The following is a 13,432-nucleotide window of genomic DNA, read 5'->3' on the forward strand; positions in this document are numbered from 1 at the left end:
AACATTAATTGAAGTTTATGAAACAGAACATTATCCTCTTCCTAATTGTCATGAAAACGATGTATGAGATTAATTACCAAATCTCACGCAAATCTAAAACAAATCCCGGTAAAATATCCTCACCATTTAATGTTTGTGGATGATCTAATTCTTCCACAACTTGACCAGGACGATAAATAAAAACTTTACCTTGTTTTCTATCAATTAACCAAGCTAATTTAACACCATTTTCTATATATTCTTGCATCTTTTCTTGTAATGGTTTTAAGTTATCGCTAGGAGAACGTAATTCAATCACAAAATCAGGTGCAATAGGAGCAAATTTATATTGTTGTTCTGAGGTTAAACTATCCCAACGTTCTTTTTTAATCCAAGCAACATCAGGAGAAACATCTTTACCATTGGGTAATTTAAAACCTGTGGAAGAGTCAAAACCTTTACCTAATTTTGTTTGTTTATTCCAAATTCCTAATTCTACAGCAATATCAAAATTACGATTGCCAGTATCGCTGCCAGTTGGTGGCATAATTATTAATTCCCCTGATGCTGTGCGTTCAAATTTTAAATCACGGTTGTTTTGACAGAGTTGAAAAAATTGCTCATCCGTTAGGTTGATGTTTAATGTGAGGTGAGGAGGTAAAGTCGTTATAGCAGTGTTCATGATGTTTACCTCAAGGTGTTAGTTTCAAGTTTAGTGAATTTAGCTAAAATAGTAAAGATAAACTCACCAATTTAGAACTACAGATTTTTACTTTTTGATTACCTTACCTGTAATAGATGCACCCAGAATTTCCGATATCCAAACTTCAATGTTGCGGATAGGATGGGAACGGAGGGCTGTAAAATCAGGATGAATAATAGGCTCAACTAAAATTGTAAACATACCCAAGCGATTACCAGCTAACACATCTGTAAACAAGCGATCGCCTACCATACCTACTTGATGTGCAGGTAAATCCATCTCTTGCAATGCTGCTCTAATTTTCCGCCGCGAGGGTTTAGCCGCACCCAAATAGTAAGGTAAATTGAGAGAACGAGCAATCCCACCAATTCGCGCTTCACTTAAATTATTACTGACTAACCACAATGATGTACAAGTCCGAATTTCTGCTATCCATGCTTGCAATTCTGGGAAAGTAGAACTTGTTGTCATCGGGACTAAAGTTTCATCCACATCTAATACTAGCCCTTTCAGCCCATATTGTTGGATTACATCCGGTGTCAACGTCAAAACCGAACCTGCTAAAATCAAGTTAGGCTCTAATAGATGGTTGCGAGTCATAATATTTTATAATTAAACTAAGCCTGTTGATATTCTTAACATATCTCGTTGGTCTCGTTCCCAGTCTGTAACCTACCTTGTACACACGAGTCCTGTTAATATTAGATTGGCGGTTAGAAACCGCAACTACACAGGTAAAACCCACCTTCGTGGGTTGAAAACAAATAGTTTTTATTAGTCCACGCAGGTGGACTTTGTTTGTGTAGCTGTGATTTATAATCGCCAGAACCTATTAATTTACCTTATACACACAGGTCCTGTTAATATTAGATTGGCGGTTAGAAACCGCAACTACACAGGCAAAACCCACCTTCGTGGGTTGAAAACAAATAGTTTTTATTAGTCCACGCAGGTGGACTTTGTTTGTGTAGCTGTGATTTATAATCGCCAGAACTTATTGATTACTCAACTTCATTAAACAGATGTTCTTCTAACAGGGGTTGAAATTTACGGAACTCTTCAGGAGAAAGTAATTCTGGTTCCCCCGTTTTAGTAATTCTGGCAAAAAAGAGCAGAGGATCAAGGGGAGTATAAATTGCATACTCCTGATCATCATGATAAAAAGTGGCAATTTCCATTAATTGTTCTGGTTCTAAACCGTTTTCTTCATCTTCAATTTCTAAAGTAAAGAATTTCGATTCATCTTCAGGAGGCAACTCACCTGCTACAGTCAAAGCATGAGCAGTATTCTTGAGAATCAGGTTTTGCTCAGAAAGAACAGCTTGAGCAGTGCCGAAAATTTCCTCAATCATATCATCATCTTCGACTAAGACGGCTTCTTCGTCATCGCCATCAACTTGCCAAGCAAAAATTTCTATTGGTGCATCCACAGGGAGAAGGAGAACATATGTCTCACCCTCCACTGAGAGTGTATGCTCAATGTAACATTCTAGGGTTCGTTTTAGCTCATCTGTTAAAATCAGAGAACTCTCGGAATCGTGATCATTGTCTTCAGGAAATGGAGATGAATTCATAGGTAAATTATGTAACTTTAACAATACTCTTACAATATGGAAATCATTGAACCGCTAAATGACAGCCGATGTCAACCATAAATTCAGAGATACAAGTAATAGTTTTTAGAATACCATGTTAAAAGGGATCACTCGTCAGTAAATGTTACTGATCTCTGTAACGAACTGCGCCTAGCATCCAACCACTGTTGTAAAATCAATGCAGCAGCCTTACGATCAATTAAACCCTTGTTCCTGGACGGGGAGCGATTTTCAGCTATTATCAGTTGTTCTGCTTGATAAGAAGTTAATCTTTCATCCATATATTCCAAAGGAAGTTTGAGCGCCTCAGCTAGTCTAGCCGCAAATTTTTGGACATGACGGGCTTGAAACCCTATAGTACCGTCCATAGAATAAGGTAAACCAACAACGAGAAGTTGCACTTGTCGCTCATTGACTATTTGCTGGATTTTCTCCACATCTTCCACAAAAGATTTGCGCTCAATCGTAGTGATACCCGTAGCAATCAAACCAGTACCATCACACCCTGCCAGTCCAATGCGTTTACTACCAACATCAACACCTAAAGCGGAGATAAATGATTTTGATTGCTGTTGAGAGATCACTATTGTTGCTCCTGGGTTGGATCTGCGGCTGAATCTAATGGACAAGATGTATCTATTATATTCGAGTTTTGATGAGAAAAAGCTACAATTTCCGACTGCACTGGTATAGCTCTTTCTGGCTGTACCTGCTGTGGTTGCGGCATCCATGACATCCCCCCAGGTATGGGCTTCCGGGTTGGTTGCAGCCCTTGTAACATTTCTTGCCACTGAATCCCCTCTAAGGAGACAAATTTCGATTCTCGCAGTTTATGCCAGACTGAACGAGACATGATTAGGGTATGTTCTCGGCGTTTAGCCCCAATGCGTTCTAAATATTCTTCTCTTTCTGGTTGATAGTCTGAAGAGGCTAATTGTAAACCTTGTTGGGGAAAATCTTGGGCAATCCGAGCTAATTGAGACAATAGTTCTGGATATAACCAAGTATAAGCCGGATGAACCGTCAGTGTAGCTATATGGGGATTTGTGCCTGTGCGATCAAGTTGCACCTGGAAATAACCAATAGCTGCTTTCCGCTGGGGTTCAAAGACATAACCACTCACAACTTCTGTTTTTGTCATCCACTGCTTGAGCGCGTCACCAATAGCCCCAAACAAAGTAGTTTTAAAGTCGTGGGTATGACGATCAAATACTTGCCTTACCAAAGGTGGCATTGCTGCTGTATCTAGTTGATATAGCAAGGGAGCATCAGCATTACTGACTGGTAATAAATTGGGTAAATCTGGCTCAGTTTGGATTAATTCCGCTAATAGCTGGGGACTAATTTCCCAGTATGTCATTTCTGCCAGCCGTTGAAATCCATTGTGGCGATAAAGTGCTAAGGCATCAACGTCATTGATATTAACTTCTAATATCCACGTCCGCGCTTCTAAAATTGATTCAAAGCAATGGCGCAGGAGTTGTGAACCTACCCCCATCTTGTCGCCAGTCCCTGCTAACATTACCCGGTCAATTCGCCAAGTGCTGCGAGTCCGGTTAAAGGGCGATACTTGAATCATTCCCAGTAGTATCCGTCCCTGTTCGGCAACATAGCCCCAGAAGCGGTACTGTAGTGGGTTGGGAAACCAGCTTAAGAATTTGAGTAACCCATACCAGTGTCGTAGCCATTGCATTTGCCGCATGGCTGCACCAGCTTCTTGGGGAGAAAGATGGGACAATGATTCTTGAGTTAAGCGGTCAATTCCGTCCAAATCCCTATGTTGGACTGGCCGGATAACAACGCTGAGGTTTCGAGGGAGTAGTGAGGTCATGTTGATTCAAGCCGCCATTTAACCTTTACAAAATTATGAGTATTGATGTAATGCTGCAATTATTCTAACGGTCTTCTGCTCTTAGGTCTTGTTCCCAAAGAGTGATTTTCTTAACTAGATATGTAAAAAAATATCAAAAGCAGAAACCGCGAGTACACCCTTGGGGTGAAAACCACAATATCTGCTTCTATTTTATGTTAATTTTGGTAAAAATGCTTTTAAATCTATAACCCTTGGCGAGAAGCGAATTTTTCAAAATCGGCTTGGGTTTGATGTAGTAATTGTTGACGACTATCTTGTATTGTTTGTTTGAAGTTGGGAACCAAGTTACGAGCTTGTAATGTCATATGCAGTTGTAGATGAGCAACGTATTCACTTGTATCTTGGTTATCTACAGTTGCGCCTGTTAGTACATTTGATTTCATTGCCACTGGGTTCTCCTTGGTGAATTCGGTGTAATTGCTTTCCTAGCCTAGATTAGAAGTTATCATTTTTTTTACCTAACTGCCTATTTCGCAATGAAGTGTAATGATTGGAAAGGAGGGAACAGCCAATACAGCGGTTCTTGATTGAGTGAGGTACATGAACCCCACCCCCAACCCCCTCCCCGCAAGCAAGGAGGGGGCTATGATGTAACTCATAACAGCAGGAAGTGCTGTAATCAAGATCAATAACCTGATTTTTTACCAAATAAAAATTTTCTAATCCTCCCAAAGTGTATAAGTTTCGTTAAAAACTTCATCCCAACTTAAAGCAATAATATCTGGTTTTTTGCCCATTTCATCTCTAGCATCCTGTTTTGCAGCCAGAAAACAATTATTCCAAATAGATTCCAAAAAATCTCGATTGAGACTTGGCATTTCTTCTTGACTGGCAGTAATTTCTGCCCTAGCTGAACGAATAGAAATTACCCAACTAGCACTACGTTTTTCTGGTTGACATTTCCACTTAATTATATGCAGTATCAATCGAGTTAGGCGATTAATTACTGCTCTTTTTTCTGATCGCCCCATAGACTCGGATAAACTCTCTAAAATATAATCAACTTCTTTCATTTTCCCCTCCTCTAGCAGTTGTTTTGCTTTCACTACAGCTAAATATGGTGATTGAAAAACCAGTTCATCATAAGGTACTGTCATAATTGATAACTCCTTGGCTTGTTTTTTCCTAAATCTTGCATAAAAGATGGTACTGTTTTAACAACTTATAGAAAAATATCCCTTTGTGATTAGATACAATTAACGATAACCTCCACTTTAAGAGTATTGTAGGTTTACAAATCAGTCAATAATCTTACTTTCCATAAAATCATCATAAACACATCATATTATTAATTTTATATGCCTATACTTGACGATTAACGATAGACTGTTAATTATAGATAAGTAACTCAAAACTCAATACACAAAATGATTTCAGAACTCTCTCCCAAAATTCCTTATTTAGTGGGAATGTCTCAACCAGAAACCCATCTGTTTGAGGTGACTTTACACATTGTCAACTATCCATCAACAGTTCTCGATTTGAAAATGCCAGTGTGGACTCCTGGTTCATATTTAGTGCGGGAATATGAGAGACATTTACAAGATTTTGTGGCTGTTGCTGACAGTGAACCTTTATCTTGGCATAAAGTTAGTAAAAATCATTGGCAGGTAGAAAAGGGTGCTGTTTCAGAAATAACTATTAATTACCGTGTATTTGCCAATGAACTAACAGTTCGGACTAATCATTTAGATGCTACTCACGGTTATTTTAACGGTGCAGCGTTGTTTTTGAGAATTCCTGGGTGGGAAAATTTACCCATGCAAATAACAGTAATTCCAGCCAACCCTAAATGGCAAGTAACTTCTAGTTTACCACTGGTTGCAGAAACAGTAAATACTTTTTTAGCAGCAGATTTTGATACTTTAGTTGATAGTCCTTTTGAAATTGGTTGTCATCAATTATATAATTTTGAAGTTTTGGGTAAACCCCATGAATTAGCAGTTTGGGGAAAAGGAAATTTTCAACCACAACAAATGATTGCTGATTGCCAAAAAATTATTGAGGTAGAATCACAAATGTTTGGTGGTTTACCTTATGATAGATATGTGTTTTTTCTGCATTTACTTCAGCAAGGTTTTGGTGGTTTAGAACATAAAAATTCTTGTTCTTTAATTTATCAAAGATTTGGATTTCGGACTCAGGATAAATATGAACCGTTTTTACAATTAGTTGCCCATGAATTCTTTCATTTATGGAATGTTAAAAGAATTCGTCCCCAAGGGTTAGAGGTTTTTGATTATGATCAGGAAAACTATACGCCATCTTTATGGTTTTGTGAAGGAACAACCAGTTATTATGATTTAATAATTCCTTTACGAGCAGGTATTTATAATGCTAAGGCATATTTAAACTATTTGAGTAAGGAGATTACTAGATATTTGCTAACTCCCGGACGAAAGGTACAACCTTTATCAGAGTCCAGTTTTGATGCTTGGATTAAACTTTATCGGCCAGATGCTAATAGTGGTAATTCACAAATTTCCTATTATTTAAAAGGGGAAATGGTGTCACTTTTATTAGATTTATTAATCCGCGTTAATCATCAAAATCAGCGTTCTTTAGATGATGTAATGCGGCAAATGTGGAAGCAGTTTGGAAAAGCAGAAATTGGTTATACTCCAGAACAGTTGGAGGGTGTAATTGAGTCTGTAGCGGGTATGGATTTAGGAGATTTCTTTAAACGCTATCTTCATGGTTTGGAAGATTTACCATTTAATCAGTATTTACAACCTTTTGGTTTGCAATTAGTTGAAGGAAACAATGAAGAACCTTATTTAGGTGTGCGGATAAATACTGAAAATGGGCGAGAGATAATTAAATTTGTCGAAGCGGGTTCACCTGCACAAAAGGCGGGTATTGATGCAGGAAATGAGTTATTAGCTATTGATGGCATTAAGGTAGGAAATCAGTTAAATGAGCGCTTAAAGGATTATCAAGTAAATGATTCTATCCAAGTTACTGTTTTTCATCAAGATGAATTGCGGACTTATTCTGTGAATCTAGCTGCACCAATTGCTGGTAAGTATCAACTCAAAGCTATGGAAAATCCTTCTTCTACAGAAATGGAGAACTTTGCAGGTTGGTTAGGTGTACCTTTGACAGCTATTGAGTAATATTAGAGATGAAATTGTCTGAATCAGGATGCTCTGGATTCAAGGATTAACAGGATAAGAAAATATAGATAATTTAATTAAATCTTGTAGATCTTTAAATCTTTTAAATCCTGATGCAGATGATTAATGACTTTTTAATACTCCTAGTTCTTTCTGAATTGGTAAAATGTCTAAAGTATCAGTTTGGGAACAATATTTCAGATCTTCTAAACATTTTAAACGTAATAATCGTTGACCATGACTAGCTTGATGAAGTAGTCCTAATAAGTCATTTTGCCATTGGGAATAAAGAGCGATCGCACCAATCGCCTCATCATTACCACTAATTTCTTCTAGGGAACAATTAGTTTGTTGCCAAATACTATGAGCGATCGCTCCAGCACACACTGTATCCTCTAAAGAATAACTACCTTCCCAGCCAGAACCAACAATCCAGACGGTTTCCGGTTGTTTTTCTAATAGAAATTTAACTACTGCTGCCCGATTAATCAAAGCTGCTGCGAGGACAATGGGGGCATTTTGTATCCGTTGTAAAGCCCGTGTACCATTGGTGGTACTAATAAATAACCGTTTTCCTGCAACTAATTCTGCTGTGCAATCTAAGGGTGAGTTACCTAAGTCGAAACCAGCTACTTTAGCGCCACCCCGTTCTCCAGCCCTGAGTCGTTTTTCTGGAGGCCATTGTTCACTGACTGTCATCAGTTGATCTAAATCGCTGAAAACTTGCACAGCTTCACCTCCAGCAGCTAAAACTGTGGACATTGTACTAGTTGCTCGTAGAACATCAACGGCGATCGCACATTCTGGAACTGTATCAGTTGGGGTTAATTCGGGAGTGTGATATACAAATATCTTCACGTGCTGGCTACACCTATTTCATAAGACTGCGCTAATATTTTACCTACTTGATGTCACTAACTGATGATAATATTTACTAATAAGTAGGTTGGCGTTAAAAATTGTCGTTATGACAAGGGAACAGGGAACAGGGAACAGGAAGAGAGTTTTGGGCGATTTTACTTTTCTTCACATACCTTTAAATTTTTATGTTCACCTACTTACATAAGAGAGATAAAGACAATAGGCAAGAGTTAACAGGGTATTTTGAGTATTAATTTAGACCTGACTCAAAACTTGCTACTTATTAAAACTTGGTAGTTGCCGCAGCCACAGCCAAAGCACCCCAACCCAGCATTAATGCCAATCCTCCCAATGGTGCAACTGCTCCCAAGGATTTGATCCCTGTTAGGCTCAGAGCATACAAGCTACCGGAAAAAATCATCACACCAATAATAAATAACCAACCACTAACTACCAGCGTAGTCGATGGAGTTTCTAAACGACTCATGAGCATGGCAACTACTAAAAGTGCTAGAGCATGATACATTTGATAACGAGCGCCAGTATCAAATATTTCTAGAGAGCGCTCGCTAATTTTTTCCCGCAAAGCATGAGCGCCAAAAGCACCACCAGCGACAGATAAACCGCCAAAAATGGCGGCTATAGTTAAGAAAAACTGTGTCATCTGACCTATTAAACATCAAAATGATATGATAAAGCCCCTTCTTCGTTTACTTGAAAATTTGCATTAAATTCTTTAGCTTTCTTATCTAAATATTGTTTAGCTTCCGCTGCTGGTAATTGGGACTGCATGGCAAAACTTAATAAAGTTACGCGACCTTGATTTTGTAGTAACATTTGATAAAACTGGGCTTGCAATTGTTCGCTGTTTTGTTGCTTTAATGCTTTTTTCTCTTGTTGACTTTGTTTATACAAGCCTAATGCTAACCAACTCCCCACGATGGCACTAGGAACACCAAAAATTATCCCTCCCACAATAGTATCTTTACTCTCCTGAGCCGCATTGGGAGGTGAAAATACCTGTTCCCCCTCCACAGGATATATCGTTACTCCTGACTGAGCCGATTTATCTATGGCTTCTGATACTGATATCGCCAAAAACATGAATCCGAGTGTGAGTAACCAACCAGCAGCCAGTTTTTCAGCCGTCTTCATAGTTCTACTTCAGATTTAGACATTGCTTGTAATTTTAACCTTACTTATCTGAAGCTTCCAGTAATATTGCGAATTGTTGACGATTGATTTATGATGACTATCAGGACTTACAAGATTACTCGGTAAGCGTAAAGCTCAGTCACTTTAGTGCTGAGATATAAGCGACACGGGCGAAAATATTTAGCCTAACTCGTTGACTAGTAACAGTAGGTGTGATATACTTTCAAAAGTTCCATAATTTAAGTATAACTAAACAACGTAAAAACTTAACTAATTTGGTTGAGTGCGTAGTCATACCTAACAGTATTGCAGTTTAGGAAAGCTAAATTTGGTGAAAAATGAAATACAAAAATCGAGTACGGTAGGGATACGGTCATTAACGCTTTAGGAGAATCGACCTCTGTTTTTGTTGGAGTAATCCAGCAATTGTAAGTTGGCTCATTGATTAAAGAATCTCAGTGTCTAAAGACGGTGAGAGTGTCAAGTGATTAATTAATTGCTTTCACAAATTAATTAATCAGATAAATCACATTACAGCGGTTCTTAATTGAGTGAGGTACATGAACCCCACCCCCAACCCCCTCCCCGCAAGCAAGGAGGGGGCTATGATGTAACTCATAACAGCAGGAAGTGGTGTAATCACGCAAATCATAGTTCAGACCATAATTAATTGCGTTCACAAATTAATTAATCAGATAAATCACATTAATCACGCAAATCATAGTTCAGACCATAATTAATTGCGTTCACAAATTAATTAATCAGATAAATCACATTAATCACGCAAATCATAGTTCAGACCATGATTAATTGCGTTCACAAATTAATTAATCAGATAAATCACATTAATCACGCAAATCATAGTTCAGACCATGATTAATTGCGTTCACAAATTAATTAATCAGATAAATCACATTAATCACGCAAATCATAGTTCAGACCATAATTAATTGCGTTCACAAATTAATTAATCAGATAAATCACATTAATCACGCAAATCATAGTTCAGACCATAATTAATTGCGTTCACAAATTAATTAATCAGATAAATCACATTAATCACGCAAATCATAGTTCAGACCATAATTAATTGCGTTCACAAATTAATTAATCAGATAAATCACATTAATCACGCAAATCATAGTTCAGACCATGATTAATTGCGTTCACAAATTAATTAATCAGATAAATCACATTAATCACGCAAATCATAGTTCAGACCATGATTAATTGCGTTCACAAATTAATTAATCAGATAAATCACATTAATCACGCAAATCATAGTTCAGACCATGATTAATTGCGTTCACAAATTAATTAATCAGATAAATCACATTAATCACGCAAATCATAGTTCAGACCATAATTAATTGCGTTCACAAATTAATTAATCAGATAAATCACATTAATCACGCAAATCATAGTTCAGACCATGATTAATTGCGTTCACAAATTAATTAATCAGATAAATCACATTAATCACGCAAATCATAGTTCAGACCATGATTAATTGCGTTCACAAATTAATTAATCAGATAAATCACATTAATCACGCAAATCATAGTTCAGACCATAATTAATTGCGTTCACAAATTAATTAATCAGATAAATCACATTAATCACGCAAATCATAGTTCAGACCATAATTAATTGCGTTCACAAATTAATTAATCAGATAAATCACATTAATCACGCAAATCATAGTTCAGACCATAATTAATTGCGTTCACAAATTAATTAATCAGATAAATCACATTAATCACGCAAATCATAGTTCAGACCATAATTAATTGCGTTCACAAATTAATTAATCAGATAAATCACAAAAAAGACCAAAGGGATCTGGACGTACTACTGTCATCCCAATTAATCGCATAATCCCTCTATTAGTTGGGATAACTTCACAAATTACTTCTGTTTTACTATTGGGTAAAAGTGGTGGTAAATCTATAGCATTAATTGTTCCACATTGTTTGCGAGAAACTAGCCATAACCACCGATAAGAGCCTAATTTTATATCAAGAGAACTCCGGTTACTTTCTTCAAAAATATTATATTGATAGTAGAACCAAATACCAAACATTCCCCAACTGTTAACCACAAATGGAGAAAAAAGACTTGTCTAAATTGTTGTTATGCGTAAAAATCGGGGCTAAGAAATTAATAGGATATTCTCATTCCAATTACTTACTATCTGGAAAAGATTCTGATCCACCATTAATTGTCGTCACTGGGATAACTAATCCTTCCTTAGCCATAATTGCCCCGGGAAAACTCGCATAGGCATTGTCACCCACACGATCTAAATAATCATCATTGTGGGCTGGATCATGATGGTAAATTGCTAAGGTTTTCACATTGGCAGCTTTAGCAATTTTTATAGCTTCTTGCCATGTGGAATGTCCCCAACCAATTTTCGATGATTTGGGGTTGCTGTATTCTTCATCAGAATATGTAGAATCATAAATTAGTACGTCAGCATTGCGAGCTAACCACAATACATTTTCATCTAAATGATCAGCATAATGTTCTGTATCAGTGATATAGACAGCAGCACCACCTTGCCAATTAACTCGATATCCTACTGCTTCACCGGGATGATTTAAAGGAGCCGTTTCGACGATGATGTCATCAATATAGATCGGCTGTCCTGGTTGTACATTGTGAAAAGTCAAGTTGGACTGCATAATCTGTAAAGGTACAGGGAAGTTAGGATGCAGCATTTGGTCATTTAACCGCTGTTCTATGGTTGAACCGTCTGGGGCGATCGCTCCATAAATGTCAAATTTATTACCATTGATAAAGGCTGGGGTAAAAAAGGGAAATCCTTGAATATGATCCCAGTGGGAATGGGTAAAGAATAAATGACCCTCTACTGGCATTTGTGACAATAGGGATTTTCCTAAAACGTGTAATCCTGTACCAGCATCAAAAATTAGTCTTTTACCGCCTACTTGCATGGAGACACAAGGAGTATTACCTCCGTAGCGGACAGTATCTAACCCCGGACTGGGGATACTGCCCCTAACGCCCCAAAATTGCACATTAAATTGGTTCTCTATCCTAGACATGGGTATTGTTGGCTGGCTGGACTGAGCAAAAGAGGAATGAGTGCGATTCGTTGTGAGTGAATCACTCTCAGCAGAGTTTAGTTAGAATCAGTAATCAGGAATTATTATATAGTTGTTTTTTCATCAATCCTCTTGTACATAGGTTACTACACTTACTTAAGTAATAGCTAGTAAAAATCCAGTAAAGTTACTGAAAATAATTCTTTCTAGCTTAAAAAAATCTCCCTAAACCTACGGGAATTTCAATTCCCATGTAGATAGCTGATTAAGTCCATGACCATAAGTCAGATTATATTGCAACGGAGTAATACTGATATATTTCTTCTGAATAGCATGAACATCAAGGGGAATATGATTTGGTAAATTTAACTCCATTGGTGGTTCTACATCCTCGATGACCTCTCCAGTTAACCAGTAATAAGTTTTACCTCTGGGATCAGTTCGCTTATTAAAAACATCCACGTAGCGTCTCACTCCTTGTCTGGTGAAACTGACACCAGCAATTTCTTCCTCAGATAGGGGAGGAATATTGACGTTAAGTAACATTGACTCTGGCAGCGGTTGGGCGGCAATTTTAGCAACTAGGACTTGGGCAAATTTAGCTGCTGGTTGAAAGTCCTTGTGAGTATGACTGGTTAAACTAAAAGCAATACTGGGAATACCTTCGATCAAACCCTCCATTGCGGCCGAAACAGTTCCAGAATAAAGGATTTCTGTTCCCAAATTTGCGCCTTGGTTAATGCCAGATAGCACTAAATCCGGTGGAGAATCTAATAAAGCCCATAATGCTAATTTTACACAATCTGAAGGCGTACCATCACAAGCCCAAGCTTTAATATCAGGATGAAAAATAGATTCGACTATTTCAGCGCGAATAGGTTGCAGTAAGGTTAATCCATGTCCAGTTGCCGATCTCTCTCGATCTGGACAAACTACTGTTACTTCATGACCCGCTGCGGCTAGGGTGTTAGCTAAGGCACGAATACCCGGAGCAGAAATTCCATCATCGTTACTAATTAGTAATTTCATATTTTATTATTCATTAGTCATTGGTTATTAGTCATTAGTTTAGAGTCAGT

At 37.6% G+C, this 13,432-nt stretch carries 14 protein-coding genes; 1 reads left to right on the top strand and 13 read right to left on the bottom strand.

The annotated features are described in order from the left end of the window. Positions 1-73 precede the first annotated feature (73 nt). The 7 genes from EZY12_10120 to EZY12_10150 form a co-directional block, all read right to left on the bottom strand. Entirely contained in the window at positions 74-661 is a 588-nt protein-coding gene (locus EZY12_10120) for a Uma2 family endonuclease (GenBank protein QSX69892.1), read from the bottom strand. An 87-nt stretch (positions 662-748) separates the two neighbouring features. After that, a complete protein-coding gene (locus tag EZY12_10125) occupies positions 749-1,282 on the bottom strand; it encodes a YqeG family HAD IIIA-type phosphatase (protein QSX69893.1) in 534 nt (177 codons plus the stop codon). A 401-nt stretch (positions 1,283-1,683) separates the two neighbouring features. Then, positions 1,684-2,256: a DUF3727 domain-containing protein gene (locus EZY12_10130; protein ID QSX69894.1), complete on the bottom strand. Its 573-nt coding sequence runs from the start codon at positions 2,254-2,256 to the stop codon at positions 1,684-1,686. Positions 2,257-2,384: 128 nt separating this feature from the next. Then, positions 2,385-2,861, bottom strand: a complete 477-nt coding sequence (ruvX, locus tag EZY12_10135) for a Holliday junction resolvase RuvX (GenBank protein QSX69895.1) — start codon at positions 2,859-2,861, stop codon at positions 2,385-2,387. Next, entirely contained in the window at positions 2,861-4,108 is a 1,248-nt protein-coding gene (locus EZY12_10140) for a GNAT family N-acetyltransferase (GenBank protein ID QSX69896.1), read from the bottom strand. The genes ruvX and EZY12_10140 overlap by 1 nt, the downstream gene beginning before the upstream one ends. A gap of 224 nt (positions 4,109-4,332) precedes the next feature. Continuing rightward, positions 4,333-4,533, bottom strand: a complete 201-nt coding sequence (locus tag EZY12_10145; GenBank protein QSX69897.1) for a hypothetical protein — start codon at positions 4,531-4,533, stop codon at positions 4,333-4,335. 276 nt (positions 4,534-4,809) lie between these two features. Continuing rightward, entirely contained in the window at positions 4,810-5,247 is a 438-nt protein-coding gene (locus EZY12_10150) for a DUF29 domain-containing protein (protein QSX69898.1), read from the bottom strand. A 270-nt stretch (positions 5,248-5,517) separates the two neighbouring features. On the opposite strand from EZY12_10150, the gene EZY12_10155 reads away from it, so the two are divergent. Beyond that, positions 5,518-7,266, top strand: a complete 1,749-nt coding sequence (locus EZY12_10155; GenBank protein QSX69899.1) for a M61 family metallopeptidase — start codon at positions 5,518-5,520, stop codon at positions 7,264-7,266. 123 nt (positions 7,267-7,389) lie between these two features. Here EZY12_10155 and EZY12_10160 read toward each other — a convergent pair whose 3' ends face one another. The 6 genes from EZY12_10160 to surE all read right to left on the bottom strand — a co-directional run bounded on the left by EZY12_10160 (position 7,390) and on the right by surE (position 13,382). Further along, a complete protein-coding gene (locus EZY12_10160; protein QSX69900.1) occupies positions 7,390-8,124 on the bottom strand; it encodes a 2-phosphosulfolactate phosphatase family protein in 735 nt (244 codons plus the stop codon). A 286-nt stretch (positions 8,125-8,410) separates the two neighbouring features. Beyond that, positions 8,411-8,791 carry a DUF423 domain-containing protein gene (locus EZY12_10165; protein ID QSX69901.1) on the bottom strand — a complete coding sequence of 127 codons (381 nt, stop codon included), beginning with the start codon at positions 8,789-8,791 and terminating at the stop codon, positions 8,411-8,413. An 8-nt stretch (positions 8,792-8,799) separates the two neighbouring features. After that, a complete protein-coding gene (locus EZY12_10170; GenBank protein QSX69902.1) occupies positions 8,800-9,282 on the bottom strand; it encodes a hypothetical protein in 483 nt (160 codons plus the stop codon). 1,807 nt (positions 9,283-11,089) lie between these two features. Next, entirely contained in the window at positions 11,090-11,383 is a 294-nt protein-coding gene (locus EZY12_10175; protein QSX69903.1) for a hypothetical protein, read from the bottom strand. A gap of 82 nt (positions 11,384-11,465) precedes the next feature. Continuing rightward, positions 11,466-12,353: an MBL fold metallo-hydrolase gene (locus EZY12_10180; protein ID QSX69904.1), complete on the bottom strand. Its 888-nt coding sequence runs from the start codon at positions 12,351-12,353 to the stop codon at positions 11,466-11,468. Positions 12,354-12,584: 231 nt separating this feature from the next. Then, positions 12,585-13,382 carry a 5'/3'-nucleotidase SurE gene (gene surE, locus EZY12_10185; GenBank protein ID QSX69905.1) on the bottom strand — a complete coding sequence of 266 codons (798 nt, stop codon included), beginning with the start codon at positions 13,380-13,382 and terminating at the stop codon, positions 12,585-12,587. Positions 13,383-13,432: the final 50 nt, after the last annotated feature.

Origin of the sequence: Dolichospermum sp. DET69 (assembly GCA_017355425.1) — a bacterium.
Classification (GTDB): Bacteria; Cyanobacteriota; Cyanobacteriia; order Cyanobacteriales; family Nostocaceae; genus Dolichospermum.